The organism is Curvibacter sp. AEP1-3, assembly GCF_002163715.1.
Classification (GTDB): domain Bacteria; phylum Pseudomonadota; class Gammaproteobacteria; order Burkholderiales; family Burkholderiaceae_C; genus Allorhodoferax.
The window spans coordinates 1,576,951-1,598,367 of record NZ_CP015698.1; the positions used below are offsets into that span (position 1 = coordinate 1,576,951).

Here is a 21,417-nt window from a genome sequence, read left to right on the forward strand (position 1 = left end):
GCAAAGGGCGAGATGCCCTCACCCCTCAAACTGCGGGTGCAATTGCCGGATACGCGACATCGCCATGCCAGCGGCGGCGGTGCGCGTCTCCACGCCCAGCTTCACAAACACCCGCTCCAGGTGTTTCTTCACAGTCATGGGACTGCTGCCCAGAATGTCGCCGATGTCTTTGTTGGTCTTGCCCTTGACCACCCAGTAGAGCACTTCCGCCTCGCGGGCGGTGAGCTTGAAGGAAAGGCTCATGGCTTCAATGACAGCGGTGTCTGACACCTCGCGCATCACGATCAGCCAATCGCCACCGGCATCGCTGTCCCCGATTTGTTGGTGCAACCGGAAAGTCAGGCGCTTGGGGCCGCGTTCCAGACTCAGCTTGGCCGGCTCGTCCCCGCGGGCTACCGTTTGCAGGCAGGCCTGCAACCAGCCCAGAACTTCGGGCGGCGTGTTGGGCGCCTGGGTGCCGCAGTAGCGTTCCAGCAGGTCGCGCGCCAAGGGCGTTTGCCACATCAGGCAGCCATCGGCAGCACGCACGGTGATGGTGGCGTAGCCGAAAGCATCCAGCGCATTGCGGGTCTGACGCCGCTCGCGTGCGCCGGCCAGGTGCACTCCCATGCGGGCCAGCACTTCCTTGGGCTTGATGGGCTTGGTCACATAGTCCACCCCACCGCTCTCCAGTGCCGCCACCAGATATTCGGTCTCGGTCAGGCCCGTCATGAAGATGATGGGGATGTGCGTGGTTTGCGGCGCGGCCTTGAGGCGACGGGCGACTTCAAAACCGTCCATGCCGGGCATCATGGCGTCCAGCAAAATCACATCGGGCAAAGCCTGCATGGCGCGCATCAGGGCGGCCTCGCCGGAGGTGGCAATCAACACCGTGTAGCCGGATTCATCCAGTGCGTCATGCAGCACAGAAAGGTTATCGGGCACGTCGTCCACGATGAGCACTACGTCGCTGTTGGCACGGTCCAGCGTGCCATCCAGACGGGCGGCATCACTCAGGTCAACGGAGTTCATCTGCGGGGCTTGCATCGAGCACTTTCTGCAATTGTTCGGCCATGATCTCAAACTGGTACTGGCGGGCCAGCGCCTCCTGCTGCGCAATGAAGGCCGCGCACTCGGGGTGCTGCACCTGCAGGCTTTGCAGCTGGTTCAAAACGCCCCGGTAGTAACCCAGGCGCGCCACCTCCAGCAAGGCGCGGCAGTCACTAGCGGGCAACACTCCCACTGCCACAGGCTTCATATCTTGGGCCACACTCGGGGCGGCCTGCGTGGAAGCCTCTACCGTTGGCTTGTCCACCCACACCAACTCCAGCCGGCGCTCCAGCCAGTCCAGCAACTCGCTGTGGCGCACGGGTTTGACGATGAAGTCTTCCGGTGGCAAGCCCAGCCCGTTGTCCAGCCCCCGGTCAAACGCGTTGGCAGACACGATGGCCACCTGCGGCTCGCTGCCACCCAGTGCCGGATTACCCCGTATGCGGCGCAATGTCTCCCAACCGTCAATGCCGGGCATGGCGAGATCCAGCAACACCACATCGGGCTGCAGTCCGGCGGCCAGCAGGTCCAGGCAATCGTGGCCGCTGGCAGCAGTGCGCACTTCAAAACCCAAGGGCTCCAGCAGACTCACCAGCAGCTCGCGGTCCGCCTCCTCGTTATCCACCACCAGCACTTTGCGGCGCGCACCGGCATAGGCCACGCGCGGCTTGCTGTGGGGGGCCGCTTGCTGTGCGATTGCCGGCGGCATGTGCAAGTCCGGCAGGAACAAGCGAACCTTGAACACCGAACCTTGGCCGAGCACACTGGTTGCCGACAACTCGCCGCCCATGAGGTCGGTGAGCATTTTGGCAATCGTCAAGCCCAAGCCCGACCCGCCCGACGCCACTGCGGCACCCGATGCAGCAGTCGATCCGCGGGTGAAGGGCTCGAAGATACGGTCCAACTCCTGCGCCGGCATGCCGGGGCCGGTATCGTGGATCTCGATATGCGCCATTTCGCGCGCATAGCGCAGCACCAAGCGCACACTGCCCGTAGCAGTGAACTTGATGGCATTGCCCAGCAGGTTGATACAGATCTGCCGCAGGCGCTTTTCGTCCGCCCTCACCCACTCCGGCACATTGCCCTGCACCTCAAACTGAAACTGCAGCCCCTTGGCCGCCGCCTGCAGTTCGAACATGCCGGCCAGCTCAGCCATGCCGTTGGCGAACTGCATGGGCTTTACATTGAGCGTGAGCTTGCCGCTCTCGATGTGGGCCATGTCCAGCGTGCCCTCAATCAAGGACAGCAAGTGTTCGCCGCCCCGCTTGATCACGCTCACCGCCTGCTTGCGGTGGGGCGGTATGGCCGCGTCCTCGCCCATGAGCTGTGCGTAACCCAGGATGCTGTTGAGCGGTGTGCGCAGTTCATGGCTGATGGCACTGATGTAGCGGCTCTTGGCCTGGTTGGCCGCCTCGGCGGCTTGGCGGGCTTGCTCGGCTACACGCTTGGCTTCTTGCAAGGCAACGTCCGTCTGGCGGTGGGACTCGATCTCGCGCAGCAGCAAATGGCTTTGGCGGTTGGACTCTTCCTGTGCCACCTGCCGGCTTTTGTGCGCCAGCACCAACCACCAGGCCACAATGCCGGACATCAGCATCAGCGCAGCAAAAGTTTTGCTGAAGCCTGAGCGCAACGCCGCTTCTACCGCCAGGCGCTGTTCGGTCAATGCGACCAAGCCCCCCAACTCCTGCTTGTAAAACATGGCGAACACCGTGGCCAGCAGGGGCAGGATGACCAGCATCAGCAGCAAAAAGTGCCCCAGCCCCGTGTCCAGAAACGGCCACACCCTTTTGGGCAACAGCCAGCGCAAAGCGGCGGACCACTGGGTGGCCAGGTTTGCATGCGGTTTGCACATGTCGCCACAGCGCGCATCCAACGTGCAGCACAGCGAGCAGATGGCGCCTTGATACGCCGGGCAATGGGCCATGTCTGGCCCTTCATACTCTCGCTCGCAAATCACACACTGGCGGGCTTGCAGCCGGAGGTTACTGCCCTGCGTGGCTGCAGATTCTTGCTTTCTTGCCAAGTAGTACTTGCCTTTAGTCCACCACGCAATCAAGGGCGAGGTCACCATGGCAGTGACCAGGGCCACCACCGCCGAGAAAGCCTTGGCCAGCTCCCCGAAGAGCCCCAAATAAGCGAGGATAGATAGCAACGACGCCATGGCCATGGCGCCCACCCCCACGGGATTAATGTCGTAGAGATGCGCCCGCTTGAACTCAATGCCCTTGGGCGACAAGCCCAAAGGCTTGTTGATGACCAAATCGGCCACCACCGCCATGATCCAGGCGATGGCGATGTTCGAATACAGGCTGAGCACTTCGCCGAGCGCCTGGAACACATTCATCTCCATCAGCATGAAGGCGATCACGCTGTTGAACAGCACCCACACCACCCGCCCGGGATGGCTGTGCGTGAGGCGCGAGAAGAAGTTGCTCCAGGCCAGTGAGCCGGCGTAGGCGTTGGTCACATTGATCTTGAGCTGCGAGACCACCACGAACACCGCCGTCGCTGCCACCGCCCAGCCCAGCGAAGGGAACACATATTCATACGCAGCCAGGTACATCTGGTTCGGGTCCACCGCACGCTCGGTGGGCACGCTGTGCTGGATGGCGAGGTAGGCCAAGTACGCACCGCCCAGCATTTTGATCACGCCCAGAAACACCCAGCCAGGCCCGCCCACCAGCACGCCAGCCCACCAACTGAAGCGGTTGGTGGCGGTACGTTGGGGCATAAAGCGCAAGTAGTCGGCCTGCTCCCCCATCTGGGTAATCAGGGCAATACCTACCGTGAGTGCAGCACCAAAGAGGTGCAAGTTAAAGACACCTGCAGTGCCTTGCTCACCAGCGTAGTGCGTAATGCCAGTAAAGGCTTGAGGGTCACGCACCAAAACAAAGCCAAATGGAACCACCAGCATGATCAGCCACAGCGGCTGCGTCCAAATCTGCAGGCGGCTGATGGTGGACACGCCGTGGGTGACCAAGGGAATCACCACCACCGCGCAAATCAGGTAACCCCAGGTAGGCGGTATGTCCAGGGCCAGCTCCAGCGCATAGGCCATGACGGCCGCCTCCAGCGCGAAGAAGATGAAGGTGAATGAGGCATAGATCAGCGAGGTCAGGGTGGATCCGATGTAGCCGAAGCCCGCGCCGCGTGTGAGCAAATCCATGTCCACCCCATAGCGGGCGGCATACACACTGATGGGCAAGCCCGCCAGAAAAATCACCAGCCCCGTCATCAGAATGGCCCAGAAGGCATTCACAAAGCCGTACTGCACCAGCAAGGTGGCGCCCACGGCTTCCAGGATCAGAAAAGAAGCCGCTCCGAAGGCCGTGTTGGCCACCCGCCATTCCGACCACTTGCGAAAGCGCTGTGGCGTGAAGCGCAGGGCGTAGTCCTCCATGGTCTCGCTGGCGACCCAGTTGTTGTAGTCGCGGCGGATTTTCACCACCCGCTGGGCGGGGGCTTCCGGGGGTGGAGGGGGCAGCATTTCAATGGACACGCGCTGCAGGGTGCAGTTTCCATGCCATTGCCGCAGACAAGGCTGCGGCCTTTGGCGTACGGCACCACCACAGGGCACGGGGATTGCTTAGGATGCACCATCTGCAGACAAATCGGACCGACCATGGAACTCACGCCCAGAGAAAAAGACAAGCTCATGCTGTTCACCGCCGGATTGCTGGCGGAGCGCCGCAAAGCCCGTGGCCTCAAGCTCAATTACCCGGAGGCCGTGGCCTTGATCAGCTGTGCAGTGATGGAAGGCGCACGCGACGGCAAAACCGTGGCCCAACTGATGAGCGAGGGTCGCACCGTGCTGACCCGAGACGACGTGATGGACGGCATCGCCGAGATGATTCCGGACATCCAGATCGAAGCCACCTTCCCCGACGGCACCAAGCTCGTCACTGTCCACCAGCCCATCGTATGAACACCCCCCGGCTTGCCCACTTCGTGTGGCCGCTTTCCCCCTTGCAGGGGGCAACACCAGCGGCCCGGCAAAGCCGGTTCCGCGGTGTTCCTGGTTAAGACGACCTCCCCTCTTCTCGCTCACTTTTGGAGATTCCATGCGTTACCCATCGAAATCCGCTCTTCTTTTCATAGCTGCTGGCGCACTATCCACGGGCGCCAGCGCCCATGTGGGCACTGATCTGCATAGCCACGGCAGCTTCATGACCGGCCTGCTGCACCCGCTGGGCGGCATGGACCACCTGCTGGCCATGCTGGCCGTCGGCGTCTGGAGCGCAGTGTCTGCCCGCCGCGCCGGGCCCGCCTTGCTGTGGGGACCGCTCGCCTTCGCCAACATGCTGGTGCTGGGCGCCCTGCTGGGCCTCCAAGGCATGGGGGGCGCCGTGGTGGAGCCCATGGTGGCCGCCTCTGTGCTCGCGCTGGGCCTGCTAGTACTCACACGCCAAGGCATGAATGCCGCAGCCTCCATGGTGTTGGTGGGTGGCTTTGCTGTGTTCCACGGACTGGCCCACGGTGCGGAGTTGGCAGCTACGGGTGACGCGGTTGCGGCAGTGGCCGGCATGTTTGTTGCCACTATCGCGCTGCATCTTTCCGGCGTGGCACTGGGCTGGTCCTTGCGTGCTGCCAATGTGTGGGCAACCCGCGCCACCGGCGTAGCAGTTGCTGCTTCGGGCCTGGCCCTGCTGATGCAATTGGCGTGAAGGACGGCACCATGACCCCCGGCGAACTCATTCTTGACGACGGTGAACATCTGCTCAACACAGGCCGCCGCACCGTGACGGTGGTGGTGCAGAACCAGTCGGACCGGCCTATCCAGGTGGGTTCCCACTACCACTTTGCAGAGACCAATGGCGCGCTCGGCTTTGACCGTGCGGTGGCGCAAGGCATGCGCCTGAACATCGCTTCCGGCTCGGCCGTGCGATTCGAGCCCGGCCAACAACGCACCGTGGAGCTGGTGGAGATTGGCGGCGACAGAATGATTTACGGCTTTCGCGGCCTGACCCAAGGGAGTCTTTAAATGATGCATACATGTTTGCAAGCCCCGCAATACCAGGGATGCCGTGGAACCGGCTTTGCCGGGCCACTGGCATCGCCCCCGGCAAGGGGGGTGGCGAAGAGTGCGCAGCACCGTAGCCTGGGGGTGAACTGATATGGCAACCATCGGACGCCGCGCCTACGCGGAAATCTTCGGCCCCACCACTGGCGACCGCGTGCGCCTGGCAGATACTGGCCTGATCATTGAGGTCGAAAAAGACTACACCCTGGCTGCGGGCAGCTATGGCGAAGAGGTCAAGTTCGGCGGCGGCAAAACCATCCGCGATGGCATGGCGCAAAGCCAGCGCACCAGGGCGGAAGGTGCAGTGGACTGCGTGCTGACCAACGCCCTCATCCTGGACCACTGGGGCATCGTCAAGGCCGACATCGGCCTCAAAGGAGGGCGCATAGTGGCCATCGGCAAAGCCGGCAACCCTGACACGCAGCCGGGTGTGGACATCATCATCGGGCCGGGTACAGAGATCATCAGCTGCGAGGGCAACATCGTCACCGCAGGCGGCATTGACTGCCATATTCACTTCATCTGCCCGCAGCAGATTGAAGAAGCACTCTCCAGCGGCGTGACCACCATGATGGGTGGCGGCACGGGTCCAGCCACCGGCACCTTTGCCACCACCTGCACCCCCGGCCCATGGAACATAGAGCGCATGCTGCAAGCGGCCGATGCCTTCCCCATGAACCTGGGCTATTTTGGCAAGGGCAATGCCAGCCTGCCCGGCGCACTGCATGAGCAGATCAACGCCGGGGTGATTGGCCTCAAGCTGCATGAAGACTGGGGCAGCACGCCCGCAGCCATCAGCAACTGTCTGGATGTGGCTGACGAAACCGAGATTCAGGTAGCCCTGCACTCGGACACGCTCAACGAATCCGGCTTTGTGGAGAACACCATTGAAGCCACCAAGGGCCGTGGCCTGTGCGCCTTCCACACCGAAGGTGCAGGTGGCGGCCACGCCCCCGACATCCTGAAGGTGGTGGGCCAGGCTAACTTTCTGCCCAGCTCTACCAACCCCACCATGCCCTACACCCAGAACACGCTGGACGAGCATGTGGACATGCTGATGGTCTGCCACCACCTGGACGCGGGCATTGCCGAAGACCTCGCCTTTGCCGAGAGCCGCATCCGCAAGGAAACCATCGCCGCCGAAGACATCCTGCACGACATGGGCGCCATTTCCATGATGAGCAGCGACAGCCAGGCCATGGGCCGCGTGGGCGAAGTCATCATCCGCACATGGCAGACCGCCGACAAGATGAAGTCACAACGTGGCAGCTTGCCAGAAGACAGCAGCCGCAACGACAACTTCCGCGTTAAACGGTACGTCGCCAAGTACACCATCAACCCTGCGATTTCGCACGGCATCAGCCATGAAGTCGGCAGCATCGAAGTGGGCAAGTGGGCGGACCTGGTGATCTACAAACCCGCATTCTTCGGCGTCAAGCCAGCGCTGATTTTGAAGGGCGGCTTCATCGCCCACGCTGCCATGGGTGACCCGAATGCATCCATCCCCACACCGCAGCCGGTGCACTACCGCCCCATGTTCGGCAGCTTCGGCGGTGCGCTGCACCGCGGCTCGCTGACCTTTGTGTCGCAAGCGGGTTTGAACGCAGGCATCAAGGATCGTTTTGGCCTGGCGAAAAATGTGGCTGCGGTGAAAAACATCCGCGGGGTGCGCAAGCAGCACATGGTGCACAACAGCTACCTGCCCACCATGGAGATCGATGCACAAACCTACAGCGTGCGCGCCGACGGCCAGCTGCTGACCTGCGAGCCGGCGCTCAAGCTACCGATGGCACAGCGCTACTTTTTGTTCTGAAGCCGCATAACGCACCCCATGGACATTCGCATCGATGACCTGCAGGGGGCGGCCATTGCCGCCCTGCTGCAAGTGCACCTGGATGCCATGCACCAGCACTCGCCACCTGAAAGCGTGCATGCCCTCGATCTGGAAGCCTTGCGCCACCCGTCTATCACCTTTTGGACGGCGTGGGACGGGGATGCCCTGATGGGCTGCGGTGCGCTCAAAACGCACAGCGCCACCCATGCAGAGCTCAAGTCCATGCGCACCGCCGCGGGCCATGAACGCAAAGGTGTGGCGCGAGCACTGCTGCGCCATATCGAAGCCGCCGCGCGTGAAAAAGATGTGCAGCACATCAACCTGGAAACCGGCACCAATGCACCGTTCTTCCCCGCCCACAGGCTCTATGAAAGTGAAGGCTTTGTGGAGTGCGGCCCGTTTGCCGACTACCAGTTAGACCCTTACAGCAGGTTCATGACCAAGGCCCTGACCTGAGGGGGATGGCGCCCCTGCGCCACAATGCGGCCATCCACCAGCACACCTGAATGTTTATGCTCCAAGTCTCCAAATGCATCCCTCAAGGCCAAGGCCTGGCACCGGTCCTCGTCAAGCGCGCCGCCACCGTCGAGCTGGACTGGGACGTGCGCCAGAAAAGCCGTTTTGACGCCACCGACAGCCAGGGCCGCCAGATCGGCGTGTTTCTGCCCCGTGGCACTGTGGTGCGCGGTGGCGATGTGCTGGTGGCCGAAGACGGCTCGCTCATCGTCGCAAAAGCCGCGCCGCAAGCAGTGCTGAAGATCACCCACTGCGCCAACCACGGCACGCCCTTCGACCTGATTCGCGCCGCCTACCACCTGGGCAACCGCCATGTACCCATCGAGTTGCAGCACGACCACCTGAAGATTGAGCCCGATCACGTGCTGGCCGACATGCTCCGCGCCATGCACCTGATAGTGAACGCGGTGGACGAGGCTTTCGAGCCCGAGAACGGCGCGTACGCCACAGGCGGCCACCATGGCGGTCACCACCATGGGCACGATCACGACGACCATGGGCATGGACATGAGCACGGGCATTCCCACGTCGGCCACAGCCATGACCACGCCCCCAAGCCCGCAGCGACTTTGCGCGGCATTCCTGTGGCGGTGCAAACCAAACCGCATGTGCATGGCCCGGACTGCAACCACGGTCACGACCATGGGCATGACCACCACGGCGACCAGTAATCACATTCAGCCATGCTCGACAGCAGCCTGATGCAGCTCATGTGGCTGGCCTCCCCGGCCTTGCCAATAGGCGGCTTTTCCTACTCCGAATGCCTGGAAGCGGCCGTGGATACTGCGCGAGCCGCTACCGAAAGCGAAGCATCCGTGTGGCTGGTCGATCAACTGCACATGACGCTGGCCCGCTCAGAGCTGCCGGCCGTTGCCCAAGCGATCGCTGCTTGGCGCGCGGACGACCAGCCGCGCATCGCCGAACTCAATGCCTGGGTACTGCAAACCCGCGAAAGCGCCGAGTTGCGCGCCCAGACCGAGCAAATGGGCAAGAGCCTGCTGGAATGGTTGAAGAACCACACCACGGCCACGCCCGCACAAATTGCACTGCTCGCTTCGCAAGAACCGACCTACCCCATTGCATTTGCGCTCGCAGCCAGCGCCACGCAAGCGCCTGTGCGCGAATGCCTGCTTGCCTTTGCCTTCGGCTGGGCCGAGAACATGATGCAGGCCGCCATCAAGGCAGTGCCGCTGGGCCAGAGTGCCGGGCAACGCATCCTGTCCGCGCTGACCGCCGAGATTCCTTCCGCCGTCGATTACGCCCTGAACGTGAGCGACGACACCCGCCAAGCCTTCAGCCCCATGCTGGCCATTCTGAGCAGCCAGCATGAGGTGCAGTATTCAAGGCTTTTCCGCTCCTAGCGCCCATTGATATTGCGCGAGCAGCTCACTTTTTGATAGTAAACACCATGTCCGCACTCCACCACATCGCTAACCGCACCAAGACCCTCCCCCCTCTGCGTGTGGGCATAGGCGGCCCTGTAGGCTCCGGCAAAACCACTCTGCTGGAAATGCTGTGCAAGGCCATGCGCGACCAGTACGACCTGGTCGCCATCACCAACGACATTTACACCAAGGAAGACCAGCGCCTGCTCACCGTGAGCGGCGCCCTGCCCGCTGAACGCATCATGGGCGTGGAGACCGGCGGCTGCCCGCACACCGCCATCCGCGAAGACTGCTCCATCAACCTGGAAGCCATTGACCGCATGCTGGTGGACTTTCCCAACGCCGACATCGTGTTTGTGGAAAGCGGTGGCGACAACCTGGCCGCCACCTTCAGCCCCGAGCTCAGCGACCTGACCATTTATGTGATCGATGTGGCTGCCGGCGAAAAAATCCCCCGCAAAGGCGGGCCCGGCATCACCAAGAGCGATTTGTTCGTCATCAACAAAACCGACCTGGCCCCTCACGTAGGCGCCAACCTGGATGTGATGCGCGCCGACACCGAGCGCATGCGCAACACCCCCAAGGGCATGAAGCCCTTTGCCATGACCAACCTCAAAGACCTGACCGGCCTGAAAGAGGTGATTGCGTTCATCGAAACCAAAGGCATGCTCAAGGCCGGCTAGAATACGCAGCTCTGGAAGCTTGGCCGAGCGGTTTAAGGCACCGGTCTTGAAAACCGGCGAGGGTTTATCCCCTCCGTGAGTTCGAATCTCACAGCTTCCGCCAAATACCTCTTTGGCGCAGTGCTCAGGCGTCACAACGCCGCCTCATGACCACCGACGCATCCCTTCCCCCACTCTCTGCGCTGTTCAAGCAGCAGGCCTTCGTCCGCTATTGGTTCGCCCGCATTGCCGGCATCATGGGCAACCAGATGCTCATGGTGGCGGTCGCTTGGCATATGTACGACCTGACCTCCAGCGCCTGGGACCTCGGGCTGGTGGGCTTGTTCCAGTTTGTGCCAGCACTCGTGATGACACTGCCCGCCGGGCATGTGGCCGACCGCCTGCACCGTGGCCGCATCTTTGCGGCCTGCATGGCCTTGCAGGCTGGCGTGGCGCTCACGCTGCTGAGCGCCACCTTGGGGAACTTCGCGTCCCGCGAACTCATCCTGCTTATCTCCGTCGTGCTCGGGCTGGCCCGCGCCTTCCAGATGCCGGCCCAGCAAGCCCTGGTGGCGCTGCTGGTCCCCACCAACCTGCTCGGCCGCGCTGTGGCGCTAAGCTCCACCGGCATGGAGATCGCGGTCATCAGTGGCCCGGCGCTGGGCGGGCTGCTCTACGCGCTAGGGCCCACCAACGTGTACATCTGCTGCACAGCGCTGATGGTGCTGGCCACCGGCCTGATTCTGGCGGTGCATTACCAGCACAAACCTTCCAACTTGGCCGCCAGTTGGTCTACCCTGTTTGCCGGCGTGCGCTTTGTGTGGGAACGCAAACTGCTGCTGGGTGCCAGCTCGCTGGACTTGTTTGCAGTTTTGTTGGGCGGCGCGACCGCCTTGCTGCCGATTTATGCGCGCGACATCCTGCACACCGGGCCTACGGGTCTGGGCTTTTTGCGCGCTGCGCCCGCAGTGGGCGCGCTCACCATGTCACTGGTGATCACCCGCTGGCCCTTGCGCCGGCATGTGGGCAAGCGCCTGCTGAGCGCCGTGGCGGTGTTCGGGCTGGCCACCGTGCTGTTCGGCTTGTCAGAATCGTTCTGGTTGTCCCTGTTCGCCCTCACCGTGACTGGTGCGGCAGACTGCATCAGCGTGGTCACCCGCAATACCCTGGTTCAGCTGGAAACACCGGACGAGATGCGCGGGCGCGTCGCCGCTGTCAACTCCATCTTCATCGGCGCCTCGAATCAGTTAGGTGAATTCGAGTCCGGCGCCACCGCGGCGATGTGGGGCCCCGTCGGCTCGGTAGTGGTGGGCGGCATCGGCACCATGCTGGTGGCGGGCTTGTGGTTCAAGCTGTTCCCGGCTTTGGCCCACCGCGACCACATGGAGCCCCAAGGCAAGCGGTAAACGGCTACCGAACGCTCAAGTCCACAGGTCCAGCGGCGGGTCGGCCACCACGGCCCGCAAGATATCGGAGCGGGACACGAACCCCTGCACCGCACCCGCCTCGTCCACCACCGGCAAACCGGGCAAGCCCGTATCCAACAGCACGCGCGCAAGCCGGCGGATGTCGGTATCAGCGGCCACGCTGGGCACCGGGGTCCACATCACGTCCTGCACGCTTTGCGCCAGAAAGGCGCGCCATACCAGCGCATGGGCATCCGCCCGTGGCAGATGCTCCGCACGGGTCAACTCCGCACGGGTGAGCAGCCCCACCAAAACACCCTCTGCAGACACCACGGGGGCCTGCGCAATGCCATGCTGGTTGAGCAGTGCCCAGGCTTGCTCGATGGTGGAGGTGTCAGGCACCGTCACCACCTCGTGGCTCATGATGTCGGCCACCCGGGTCAAGGGCTGGCGGGTCTGTGCAGGTTTGCTAACCTCGCCATAGGCTGCCAACGCCGTCCGGTGCGCAATGTCGGTTGCGGGCGCTTCGTGGGCAGGAGCGTTCAGCACATCGGCAAAGCGCAGAGGGCTATGGTCCTGGGCATCCAGCCCCAGCGCTTCGATGCGGCGGGTGCGTGCAGCGCGGCGTATGCCGGCTACCTTACCCAACTCTTCGAGCGAGCCCCGGAATATCTGCCCTGCTGTACCGTAAACCGAAAACATGGCGTCCCCCTGCATGGCCGGGCGGGCCGCGGCGCAGCCCGTTCAGTCCGGATTGGACAGGAAAATTTCCTGCAAGTCACTCAAAAAGTCGAAGCCTTTGACCGTCGGACGCACGCGGGCAAAGTCCCGCTCAATCAGGCCTTTGCGCTCGGCTTCTTCCAGCCCCTTTTGGATGGCGGTAATGGCCAGACCGGTGCGCTCGGTAAAGTCGCGTAGCCCGAAACCATTGCGCAGGCGCAAGGCATTGAGCATGTACTCAAACGGCAAATCGGCCCGAGCCACTTCGTCGTCTTGGGCCACCGCATGGCCGGCCAGCGCCTGCTCCATGTAGCGGGCCGGATCGCGGAAGCGCACCTGCCGCACCACCCGGTGGGCAAAGCTGAGCTTGCTGTGCGCGCCGGCGCCTATACCCAGGTAGTCGCCGAACTGCCAGTAGTTGACGTTGTGAAAACAGCGGTGTCCTTGGCGGGCATAGGCCGACACCTCGTACCGGTCCATCCCGGCCGCAGCGGTGGCCTCGGTGATGCGGTCCAACATGGCGTAGGCCGTGTCGTCCTCGGGGATCTGCGGCGGGTACTTGGCGAAGTAGGTGTTGGGCTCGATGGTCAGGTGGTAGATCGAGATGTGCGGCGGCTGGAACTGCAGCGCGGTGGCCAGGTCTTCATCGAGCTGCGCCTGCGTCTGCCCCGGCAGGGCGTACATGATGTCGAGATTAAAGGTATCGAACGAGGCAGCTGCCTCTTCCACCGCGGCTAGTGCCTGCGCGCGGTCATGCACCCGACCCAGGGCTTTCAGGTGGGTATCGTTGAAGCTTTGCACTCCGATAGAGAGTCGCGTCACGCCAGCACCGCGAAAGGCTTTGAATCGGTCTTTCTCAAAGGTGCCGGGGTTGGCCTCCATGGTGATTTCGCAGTCTGCCTCCAGCCGCAACCGGGCACGGATGTCGCCCAACAAGCGGTCAATCGACTCGGGCGAAAACAGGCTGGGCGTGCCGCCACCGATGAAGATACTGTGGATGTTGCGCCCCCAGATCAGGGGCAGAGCGGCCTCGAGGTCGGCGATTACTGCGTCGATGTAGCGCTTCTCTTGAAGGCCATCTTTGGCCTGCTCGTGGGAATTGAAGTCGCAGTAAGGGCACTTTTTGATACACCACGGCAGGTGAACGTACAAAGACAAAGGCGGCAGCGCGCTGAACTGCAAACTACCGGGACGCATGTAATGCTGGATGTCGCGCTGCACCGCGGCAGCGCCCTCGGCAACGGGCGTGATGGGAATCATGCGCCTCAGGCTCCGAGCCAGTTGGAACGGATCAGGGTAGCCATGGCAGCAGCCGCACGGCCACGGTGGCTATGGGCGTTTTTCACCTCCACCGGCAGCTGGGCAAAGGTCTGGCCGAATTCTGGGATCCACATCACCGGGTCGAAGCCGAAGCCGTTGCTGCCCACCGGCTCAGGCGCAATCTGCCCGACCACGCGACCCACGGCAACCAACGGCTCGGGGTCGTCCACACTGCGCACGGCGACCAAGGTGCTCACCAGTACAGCGCGGCGGTTGGTCACGTCCTTCATTTGCTCCAGCAGGGCTTTGACGTTGTTGTCGTCCCCTTTGGCGTAGCCGAACTGGGTGGCGTAGTAGGCCGTGTCCACACCCGGCAAGCCGCCGAAGGCGTCTACACACAAACCGGCGTCATCGGCCAGCGCGGGCAAGCCGGTGTGCTGGGCTGCGTTGCGCGCCTTGGCCAGTGCGTTTTCAATAAAAGTGCGAAATGGCTCGGGCGACTCTGGCACGCCCAGGTCGCCCTGGCGTACCAGCTCACAGCCCAGCGGGGCGAACATGGCATTGAGCTCGGCGAGCTTGCCCTGGTTATTGGATGCAAGAACAATCTTCATAAGAAATAGGCCTCTGGCGCCCGCGGAATATGCGCGAGCAGCTATTATTTTGATAGTGCCTGCTGCTGCAACAGCATGAGTTCACCCACGCCTTTTTCAGCCAGCGTCAGCAGTTGGTCCATCTCGGCGCGGGTGAAGACCACACCTTCGGCGGTGCCCTGCACTTCTACAAAGTGGCCGGCACCGGTCATCACCACATTCATGTCGGTATCGCAGGCGGAGTCTTCGGTGTACTCCAGGTCCAGCAAGGGCGTGCCTTCCACAATGCCGACGCTGATGGCCGCCACAGCCGCAGTGATGGGCGTCTCGGTGATCTTGCCGGCCGCCAAGAGGCCATTGACCGCATCTTGCGCGGCCACAAAGGCGCCAGTGATGGCTGCGGTGCGGGTGCCGCCGTCGGCCTGGATCACATCGCAATCGAGCTGAATGGTGCGCTCGCCCAGTTTCTCCAGATCGAACACTGCGCGCAGCGAGCGGCCAATCAGCCGCTGAATCTCCTGGGTACGGCCGGTCTGCTTGCCGCGGGCAGCCTCGCGGTCGCTGCGACTGTGGGTGGCACGGGGCAGCATGCCGTATTCGGCGGTGACCCAACCTTCTCCACTGCCGCGCTTGTGTGGAGGCACTTTTTCTTCGACCGACGCGGTGCACAGCACCTTAGTGTTACCGAACTCAATCAACACCGAGCCCTCAGCGTGCATGGTGAAGTGGCGGGTGATGCGCACCGGGCGCAGTGCATCGGCGGCGCGAGCGCCTTGGCGGACAAATGCTGTCATGGGTACTTCCTCATAGATCCGGGCAGGCCGGAAAAGCGGTCAAAGCTTGCGGGCAGCCGAGCGGCGAATGGCTTCGTTGATCTCGGCGATCGAACGCTCAATGGCCGCGTCGTCCAAGTCATCCACCTCCGAGTCCGCCCACGCGGCTTGCACTGTGGAAGCAAATACGCCTTCGCTGATGCTGTCGGTCGAGATCGTGCCCTTGGTGGACTCGAAGCTGTCCGGTGTCTCCCACTCCATAGCAATCACGGTGACGTTATCGCAATGCGGGCCGCCCTTGAGCATGGCCTCTTCCACCAGATCGGGGGCGGATTCACCCACCGGCTTTTGGGACAGGTGATAGACGATATCGCTGTCCTGCATGGGCCCCCACAAGCCGTCAGAGCACAGCATGATGCGGTCGCCCTGGTGCAAGGGCACCGGCCCCGTCACATCAAACACCGGGCGGGTCGGTGAGCCCAAGCAAGTGAACAGCACGTTTCGGTTGAAGCCGACCGGTGCACCGTTGGGGCGTTCCATGTCACGTTGTTCAGCGTACGAATGGTCCCGCGTGCGGGCAAGCAGCTCACCCTGGCGCACAAAGTACAAACGCGAATCACCGCAGTGCACCCAATGCGCGGCGCCACCTTGCAGCACCGCTGCCACTAACGTTGTACGAGGCGTATCCGGCAAGTTGCGCTCAGCCGCATACCGGAGGATTTGGCGGTGGGCAGCCAGAATGGCTTTGTTGAAAAACTCGCGCACATCCATCAGCTCTGGGTGCGCTTCTTTCTGATACAGCGCCGAGATTACCTGCAAGGCCATTTGGGAAGCGACTTCGCCCTCAGGGTGCCCGCCCATGCCATCCGCCAGCAAAAACAGGCCGGACGACTTGGTGTAGCAGTAGCCCATGCGGTCTTCGTTCTTCTCACGCCCCCCTTTGCGGCTGATCTGGAAGACGGAAAACTTCATTTCGGCTTACCTGCCGCAGGTGCGGTTGCTCCGCCCATAACAGTTTTTTTGGTTTCCGACACCATGGAGTCAAATTGCATGCGCACCTTCTCGGTCACGGTGAGTTTGGTGTAGCGGCGTTCACCCTCGCGCGACAACTCCTTTTGCAAGGCAAACACAGACTGCGGACGCGACAAGGGGTCGAGGGACATGCACCACTCCACCACCTCGATCAAATTATCGGAATACACGCCACGGAGTCGCGCCAAGGAGGTGGTGATGCGATCCTTTTCCAGGCGTTGAGGCGCTTCATTGGGCGGATAGCCCTGCATGCAGGCATAGATACAGGCGCCGATGGCGTAAATATCTGTCCACGGGCCCATGGAAGCATCGCGCCGGTACATCTCAGGGGCTGCAAAACCCGGGGTGTACATCGGGCGTATGAAGTTACCTTCTTTGCTCAGCACTTCGCGTGCGGCGCCGAAGTCGATCAACACGGAGCGGTTGTCGTCGGTAATAAAAATATTGGCAGGCTTGATGTCCAGGTGCAGCATCTTGTGCTGGTGCACGATGCGCAATCCGCGCAGGATTTCATCAAACAGAGAACGGATGGTGGACTCGCGGAACACCTTGCTCTTTTTTTGGTCACGCGCAGTCACGATGAAGTCCTGAAGGGCAGCACCTTCCAGGTAGTTCATCACCATGTAAACAGTTTCATTCTCGCGAAAAAAATTCAACACACTCACCACAGAAGGGTGAGAGATCTGCGCGAGCGAACGGCCTTCTTCAAAAAAGCTTTTCAGGCCCAGGCGGTAAAGCGACAGCTTTTCGGACTGCACTTGAGGCAGCAGTTCGCCGGGAGCGCGGGTAGCGAGCGAAGAAGGAAGATATTCCTTGACCGCAACCTGCTGGCCTTCGGAATCCAAAGCCAGATAGACCAGCCCGAAACCGCCGGCCGCAACTTTGCGGATGATGCGGTAGCCGCCTATCGTGGTATCCGGGGGGAGGGGCGCTGGCTTGACCTTTGACATAGGTGCAGTGGGAATGCTCGTAAGGTTCGTTTGAAACGGGTTATTCTCGGGGCCGTTTCCATCGCCGCGAAAGCCCTTGATGCCAGTTTACAGCATGACCGGCTATGCCAGTGCACAGCACAGCACAGCCACCACCGCCCCTGAAGGCGAATCCCGGACCCAACCCGTCACTCAGCTCGGACTGGAGGTGCGCTCGGTCAACAGCCGTTTCCTGGACCTCACCTTCCGCCTGCCCGAAGACCTGCGCCAATTTGAACCCGCATTGCGCGAGCTTCTGGGAGGCAAACTCAAGCGCGGCAAAGTGGAAGTACGCGCCTCGGTAGAGACCACCAGCGCGACCAACATCCCCGACCCCACCCCCAGACTGCTGCAAAAGCTCAACGCCACCCAAGACAGCATTCGGGCCTGGCTGCCCACGGCCAACCCTTTGAGCGTGGCCGACGTGATCCGCCTGGCCGCCGCCGAGCAAGGTACCAGCCGTGACTGGAGCGCAGATGTGATGCCCTTGGCGGAAAAAGTGTTGAAAGAGCTGCTGAGCGCACGCCAGCGCGAGGGGGCCCGCCTGGCCACTATGCTGCTGGGCCACATCGCCCAGTTGCGCACCTTGGCCGAGCAGGCCGGGCCCTTGGTGCCCAAGCTGGTGGAACAGCAACGCCTGCGCTTCATGGAGCGCTGGAAAGAGGCCATGGCCTTGACCGAAGGCACTACCCTGCCGGAAGCTGCCCAGGACCGTGCCCTGACAGAGGCCACGGCCTTCGCAATACGCATTGATGTGGCGGAAGAAATCACCCGACTGAACTCCCACCTGGACGAGCTGGAGCGCCTGATCAAGAAAGGCGGGGAAATTGGCAAGCGCCTGGACTTCCTGATTCAGGAACTGCACCGGGAAGCCAACACCTTGGGCTCCAAATCAGCCGCGCTAGAGCTGACGCACATCTCCGTAGATATGAAGGTTTTGGTGGAGCAGATGCGTGAACAGGTCCAGAACATAGAATAAGGCGACTTTAGACACCGCATCACGGAGCCTCAGTCAATGGACTACCCCGGAAATCTCTTTGTCGTCGCAGCCCCCAGCGGGGCCGGTAAGTCCAGCTTGTGCAAGGCCTTGTTGGAGCTCGACTCGCGCCTGCAACCTTCTGTCTCGCACACCACGCGCCCGCCCCGTGGTCAAGAAAAGCATGGACGCGAGTACTTCTTCGTCTCCCAGCAGGAATTCGACGCCATGGTGGAAGCGGATGCCTTTGTGGAATGGGCGCATGTGCATGCGAACCGCTATGGCACCTCCAAAAAAGCCATTGAAGACCGCATGGCCATGGGCGCTGACGTGATTCTGGAAATCGACTTCCAGGGCGCCGTGCAAATCAAAAATGTGTTTGCCAACGCCGTCTGCATCTTCATCCTGCCTCCAAGCTGGGAAGAGTTGCGTTCGCGCCTGGAACGCCGCGGGGAAGACAGCTCTGAGATCATCGACATGCGCATGAAAAACGCGCAATTGGAAGTCGCCCAGGTCGGAAAGTTCGACTTCGTTATAATCAATGAGTTGTTTGACCGTGCGCTTTTCGATCTGAAGGCCATTGTCCACTCTCAGCGACTCAAGATTTCAGCCCAGCGCCGCGCGCGTGCCGAAACATTCCAAGCGCTGAACATCCTCTAGCTTTCCGGAGAATTCCATGGCCCGCATCACTGTTGAAGACTGCCTCGAGCAGATCCCTAACCGTTTCCAATTGGTTCTGGCTGCCACTTACCGTGCCCGCATGTTGAGCCAAGGCCACACCCCCAAAATCGAAAGCAAGAACAAGCCCGGCGTCACCGCCCTGCGCGAAATTGCTGCCGGTAAAATCGGCTTGGAAATGCTCAAAAAAGTACCGCTGTAAATTCAGCCTGCTTATGCAAAAAGCACCGCTTGCGGTGCTTTTTTCGTTTGCGGCACATAAGCCTCCCAGCCACGCTACATTTACACCATGGGCAGCCTTCTCCAAACACCTCCAAGTACCTCGAATACCGGCAAATCGGCTAAGCCCGGTTCGCCAGTCGCTGCGGTCAATGCTGCGGCAGCCAGTTTTGCCGGGCTCACCGCCAAGCTGGACTACTTGAGCAGCAGTGATGTGGAGCAGGTACGCTTGGCCTACCGTTTCGCGGACGAAGCGCACCTGGGCCAACTCCGTAACAACGGCGAGCCCTACATCACCCATCCGATCGCGGTAGCGGCGCAATGTGCCGAATGGAAACTCGACGCCCAGGCCCTGATGGCGGCCCTGCTGCACGATGCCCTCGAAGACTGCGGCGTCACCAAGATTGAGCTGATTGAAAAGTTCGGATCGCCGGTAGCCGAATTGGTGGATGGCCTGACCAAGCTCGACAAGCTGCAGTTCAACACCCGCGAAGAAAACCAGGCCGAATCTTTCCGCAAGATGCTACTGGCGATGGCGCGGGACGTGCGGGTCATCCTGATCAAGCTCGCCGACCGTTCGCACAATATGCGGACCCTGTCGGATGTGCCACGCAGCAAATGGAGCCGGATTTCCTCGGAGACGCTGGATATTTACGCCCCCATCGCCCACCGATTGGGTCTGAACCAGACCTACCGGGAGCTACAGGACCTCTCTTTCCAGCACCTGCGCCCCTGGCGGTACGCCATCCTTGCCAAAGCGGTCGCCAAAGCGCGCAGCCGCAGGCGCGACTTGATCCAGAAAGTGCAGAAGGAAGTCGAAGGAGTTTTTGCTGAAGCCAGGATGCCTATCCGCATCGCAGGCCGCGAGAAGACGCTGTATTCCATCTACCAAAAGATGGACAAAAAACATCTCAGCTTCGCCCAGGTCACCGACATTTACGGCTTTCGCGTGTTGGTTCCCGCCATCACCGACTGCTACACCGCCTTGGGCCTGCTGCACCAGCTGTACAAGCCGGTGCCCGGCAAGTTCAAGGACCATATTGCGATTGCCAAGGTCAACGGTTACCAGTCTTTGCACACCACGCTGGTGGGGCCGGCAGGTATCAACATCGAATTCCAGATGCGGACCGAAGCCATGCACGTGGTAGCCGAGTCCGGCGTGGCCGCACACTGGCTCTATAAGGTCAACAATCCGGAAGACGGCACGGCGGATCGCTTGGGCACCAAATGGCTGCAATCCCTGCTGGATATCCAGGACGAGACTCGCGATGCGGCCGAGTTCTGGGACCACGTCAAGGTGGACCTGTTCCCCGATGCTGTGTACGTGTTTACGCCCAAGAGCCAGATCATGGCCTTGCCACGGGGTGCCACCGTGGTGGACTTTGCTTACGCCATTCACAGCAATATTGGCGACCGCACTATTGCCGCCCGCATCAATGGCGAACAAGTCCCCTTGCGTACCGAGCTGAAAAACGGCGATGTGGTCGAAGTGGTCACCGCTCCTGTTTCCACCCCCAACCCGGCATGGCTGGGTTTTGTACGCACCGGCCGTGCGCGCTCCAAAATCCGCCACCACCTGAAGACCATGGCGCAAACCGAGTCGGAAGGATTGGGTGCCAAGTTGCTGGCGCAAGCCCTGCGCGCCGAGGGTATAGAGAGCTTCCCCGAAGACAACCCGGCCTACGCCCCCTTGTGGGACAAGCTGCTGCGCTTTACAGGGAACAAGACCAAACACGAGCTCCTGACCGACATCGGTCTGGGCAAGCGCATCGCCAATATCGTGGCCAAGCGCATGGTGAACCTGCTGAGCGAAGCCGGTGAGCGGCCGGATGCCCTGCTGCTTACCCGTGAGCGTTTCACCGCACACGAGACCAATACTTTGAGCTCCATCACCCTGGATGGCAGCGAAAACGCGTCGGTGCAGTTCGCACAATGTTGCCGCCCTATCCCCGGAGACGCCATCGTCGGTTATCTGGGCCGCGGTGAAGGTCTGGTGGTGCACATGGCCGACTGCGGCGTCGCCAAAAAGCTCCAGCACAAAGACAGCGAGCGCTTTATCGGTGTGGAGTGGTCTGATGAACCAGTGCGTGCCTTCGAGACCGGCATTGTGGTGACTGTCACGAATGGCAAAGGCGTACTGGCCAAAGTTGCTGCAGCACTCGCGTCTGCCGAGGCGGACATCATTCACATCGACATGGGGCAGGACGGGGTGCGCGACGCATCCGACATGCGCTTGATTATTGGTGTGCGGGACACCGCCCACATCGATATCGCTTTGCGCAACCTGCACCGCACGCCATCGGTATTGCGGGCACAGCGCGCAAGCAACAGCGCCGGCTAAGTCACTTC

General features: G+C 61.7%; 20 protein-coding genes, 1 tRNA gene and 1 pseudogene. 14 read left to right on the top strand and 8 right to left on the bottom strand.

Annotated features, from left to right (window positions below):
- Positions 1–18: 18 nt before the first annotated feature.
- Entirely contained in the window at positions 19–1,011 is a 993-nt protein-coding gene (locus tag AEP_RS07535; protein ID WP_087497238.1) for a response regulator transcription factor, read from the bottom strand.
- A complete protein-coding gene (locus AEP_RS07540) occupies positions 998–4,516 on the bottom strand; it encodes a hybrid sensor histidine kinase/response regulator (protein WP_087494816.1) in 3,519 nt (1,172 codons plus the stop codon). The genes AEP_RS07535 and AEP_RS07540 overlap by 14 nt, the downstream gene beginning before the upstream one ends.
- Before the next feature lie 135 nt (positions 4,517–4,651).
- On the opposite strand from AEP_RS07540, the gene ureA reads away from it, so the two are divergent.
- The 10 genes and pseudogenes from ureA (at position 4,652) to AEP_RS07590 (ending at position 11,852) form a co-directional block, all read left to right on the top strand.
- A complete protein-coding gene (ureA, locus tag AEP_RS07545; RefSeq protein WP_087494817.1) occupies positions 4,652–4,954 on the top strand; it encodes an urease subunit gamma in 303 nt (100 codons plus the stop codon).
- A 136-nt stretch (positions 4,955–5,090) separates the two neighbouring features.
- The gene (locus AEP_RS07550) at positions 5,091–5,693 is read left to right on the top strand and encodes a HupE/UreJ family protein (RefSeq protein WP_087494818.1); all 603 of its coding nucleotides are present in this window, start codon (positions 5,091–5,093) and stop codon (positions 5,691–5,693) included.
- Between the two features lie 11 nt (positions 5,694–5,704).
- Positions 5,705–6,010, top strand: coding sequence for an urease subunit beta (locus AEP_RS07555; protein WP_087497239.1), 306 nt, complete (start codon positions 5,705–5,707; stop codon positions 6,008–6,010).
- A gap of 133 nt (positions 6,011–6,143) precedes the next feature.
- Entirely contained in the window at positions 6,144–7,862 is a 1,719-nt protein-coding gene (gene ureC / locus AEP_RS07560; protein ID WP_087494819.1) for an urease subunit alpha, read from the top strand.
- 18 nt (positions 7,863–7,880) lie between these two features.
- Positions 7,881–8,339 (top strand): GNAT family N-acetyltransferase, encoded by a 459-nt coding sequence (locus AEP_RS07565; protein WP_087494820.1) that lies wholly within the window; start codon positions 7,881–7,883, stop codon positions 8,337–8,339.
- A gap of 56 nt (positions 8,340–8,395) precedes the next feature.
- The gene (gene ureE / locus AEP_RS07570; protein WP_087494821.1) at positions 8,396–9,070 is read left to right on the top strand and encodes an urease accessory protein UreE; all 675 of its coding nucleotides are present in this window, start codon (positions 8,396–8,398) and stop codon (positions 9,068–9,070) included.
- Positions 9,071–9,091: 21 nt separating this feature from the next.
- Positions 9,092–9,760, top strand: a pseudogene (locus tag AEP_RS07575) (urease accessory protein UreF); the annotation flags it as partial.
- A gap of 47 nt (positions 9,761–9,807) precedes the next feature.
- Complete coding sequence (ureG, locus tag AEP_RS07580) at positions 9,808–10,467, top strand: urease accessory protein UreG (protein ID WP_087494823.1); 660 nt, start codon at positions 9,808–9,810, stop codon at positions 10,465–10,467.
- Between the two features lie 13 nt (positions 10,468–10,480).
- A tRNA-Ser gene (locus tag AEP_RS07585) sits at positions 10,481–10,570 on the top strand.
- Between the two features lie 43 nt (positions 10,571–10,613).
- Positions 10,614–11,852, top strand: a complete 1,239-nt coding sequence (locus AEP_RS07590; RefSeq protein ID WP_087494824.1) for an MFS transporter — start codon at positions 10,614–10,616, stop codon at positions 11,850–11,852.
- Between the two features lie 15 nt (positions 11,853–11,867).
- On the opposite strand, the gene AEP_RS07595 is transcribed toward AEP_RS07590, so the two are convergent.
- The 6 genes from AEP_RS07595 to AEP_RS07620 are packed head-to-tail and all read right to left on the bottom strand — an operon-like array spanning position 11,868 to position 17,177.
- Positions 11,868–12,554 carry a CBS domain-containing protein gene (locus tag AEP_RS07595; RefSeq protein ID WP_087497240.1) on the bottom strand — a complete coding sequence of 229 codons (687 nt, stop codon included), beginning with the start codon at positions 12,552–12,554 and terminating at the stop codon, positions 11,868–11,870.
- 42 nt (positions 12,555–12,596) lie between these two features.
- A complete protein-coding gene (gene hemW / locus AEP_RS07600; RefSeq protein ID WP_087494825.1) occupies positions 12,597–13,832 on the bottom strand; it encodes a radical SAM family heme chaperone HemW in 1,236 nt (411 codons plus the stop codon).
- Between the two features lie 5 nt (positions 13,833–13,837).
- Positions 13,838–14,443 carry an RdgB/HAM1 family non-canonical purine NTP pyrophosphatase gene (gene rdgB, locus AEP_RS07605; protein WP_087494826.1) on the bottom strand — a complete coding sequence of 202 codons (606 nt, stop codon included), beginning with the start codon at positions 14,441–14,443 and terminating at the stop codon, positions 13,838–13,840.
- A 44-nt stretch (positions 14,444–14,487) separates the two neighbouring features.
- Positions 14,488–15,216: a ribonuclease PH gene (rph, locus tag AEP_RS07610; protein ID WP_087494827.1), complete on the bottom strand. Its 729-nt coding sequence runs from the start codon at positions 15,214–15,216 to the stop codon at positions 14,488–14,490.
- A 39-nt stretch (positions 15,217–15,255) separates the two neighbouring features.
- Complete coding sequence (locus AEP_RS07615; protein WP_087494828.1) at positions 15,256–16,167, bottom strand: PP2C family protein-serine/threonine phosphatase; 912 nt, start codon at positions 16,165–16,167, stop codon at positions 15,256–15,258.
- Entirely contained in the window at positions 16,164–17,177 is a 1,014-nt protein-coding gene (locus AEP_RS07620) for a serine/threonine protein kinase (RefSeq protein ID WP_087494829.1), read from the bottom strand. The genes AEP_RS07615 and AEP_RS07620 overlap by 4 nt, the downstream gene beginning before the upstream one ends.
- A gap of 79 nt (positions 17,178–17,256) precedes the next feature.
- On the opposite strand from AEP_RS07620, the gene AEP_RS07625 reads away from it, so the two are divergent.
- The 4 genes from AEP_RS07625 (at position 17,257) to AEP_RS07640 (ending at position 21,409) form a co-directional block, all read left to right on the top strand.
- A complete protein-coding gene (locus AEP_RS07625; RefSeq protein ID WP_087494830.1) occupies positions 17,257–18,174 on the top strand; it encodes a YicC/YloC family endoribonuclease in 918 nt (305 codons plus the stop codon).
- 36 nt (positions 18,175–18,210) lie between these two features.
- Positions 18,211–18,831, top strand: a complete 621-nt coding sequence (gene gmk / locus AEP_RS07630) for a guanylate kinase (RefSeq protein ID WP_087494831.1) — start codon at positions 18,211–18,213, stop codon at positions 18,829–18,831.
- Positions 18,832–18,847: 16 nt separating this feature from the next.
- Complete coding sequence (gene rpoZ / locus AEP_RS07635; protein WP_087494832.1) at positions 18,848–19,051, top strand: DNA-directed RNA polymerase subunit omega; 204 nt, start codon at positions 18,848–18,850, stop codon at positions 19,049–19,051.
- A gap of 87 nt (positions 19,052–19,138) precedes the next feature.
- Positions 19,139–21,409 (top strand): RelA/SpoT family protein, encoded by a 2,271-nt coding sequence (locus AEP_RS07640; protein WP_087494833.1) that lies wholly within the window; start codon positions 19,139–19,141, stop codon positions 21,407–21,409.
- The last annotated feature ends 8 nt before the right edge of the window (positions 21,410–21,417 follow it).

Coding starts and splice junctions, on each gene's coding strand:
- AEP_RS07535 (WP_087497238.1), bottom strand. CDS start 1,011: ATGAACTCCGTTGACCTGAGTGATGCCGCCCGTCTGGATGGCACGCTG.
- AEP_RS07540 (WP_087494816.1), bottom strand. CDS start 4,516: ATGCTGCCCCCTCCACCCCCGGAAGCCCCCGCCCAGCGGGTGGTGAAA.
- ureA (WP_087494817.1), top strand. CDS start 4,652: ATGGAACTCACGCCCAGAGAAAAAGACAAGCTCATGCTGTTCACCGCC.
- AEP_RS07550 (WP_087494818.1), top strand. CDS start 5,091: ATGCGTTACCCATCGAAATCCGCTCTTCTTTTCATAGCTGCTGGCGCA.
- AEP_RS07555 (WP_087497239.1), top strand. CDS start 5,705: ATGACCCCCGGCGAACTCATTCTTGACGACGGTGAACATCTGCTCAAC.
- ureC (WP_087494819.1), top strand. CDS start 6,144: ATGGCAACCATCGGACGCCGCGCCTACGCGGAAATCTTCGGCCCCACC.
- AEP_RS07565 (WP_087494820.1), top strand. CDS start 7,881: ATGGACATTCGCATCGATGACCTGCAGGGGGCGGCCATTGCCGCCCTG.
- ureE (WP_087494821.1), top strand. CDS start 8,396: ATGCTCCAAGTCTCCAAATGCATCCCTCAAGGCCAAGGCCTGGCACCG.
- ureG (WP_087494823.1), top strand. CDS start 9,808: ATGTCCGCACTCCACCACATCGCTAACCGCACCAAGACCCTCCCCCCT.
- AEP_RS07590 (WP_087494824.1), top strand. CDS start 10,614: ATGACCACCGACGCATCCCTTCCCCCACTCTCTGCGCTGTTCAAGCAG.
- AEP_RS07595 (WP_087497240.1), bottom strand. CDS start 12,554: ATGTTTTCGGTTTACGGTACAGCAGGGCAGATATTCCGGGGCTCGCTC.
- hemW (WP_087494825.1), bottom strand. CDS start 13,832: ATGATTCCCATCACGCCCGTTGCCGAGGGCGCTGCCGCGGTGCAGCGC.
- rdgB (WP_087494826.1), bottom strand. CDS start 14,443: ATGAAGATTGTTCTTGCATCCAATAACCAGGGCAAGCTCGCCGAGCTC.
- rph (WP_087494827.1), bottom strand. CDS start 15,216: ATGACAGCATTTGTCCGCCAAGGCGCTCGCGCCGCCGATGCACTGCGC.
- AEP_RS07615 (WP_087494828.1), bottom strand. CDS start 16,167: ATGAAGTTTTCCGTCTTCCAGATCAGCCGCAAAGGGGGGCGTGAGAAG.
- AEP_RS07620 (WP_087494829.1), bottom strand. CDS start 17,177: ATGTCAAAGGTCAAGCCAGCGCCCCTCCCCCCGGATACCACGATAGGC.
- AEP_RS07625 (WP_087494830.1), top strand. CDS start 17,257: ATGCCAGTTTACAGCATGACCGGCTATGCCAGTGCACAGCACAGCACA.
- gmk (WP_087494831.1), top strand. CDS start 18,211: ATGGACTACCCCGGAAATCTCTTTGTCGTCGCAGCCCCCAGCGGGGCC.
- rpoZ (WP_087494832.1), top strand. CDS start 18,848: ATGGCCCGCATCACTGTTGAAGACTGCCTCGAGCAGATCCCTAACCGT.
- AEP_RS07640 (WP_087494833.1), top strand. CDS start 19,139: ATGGGCAGCCTTCTCCAAACACCTCCAAGTACCTCGAATACCGGCAAA.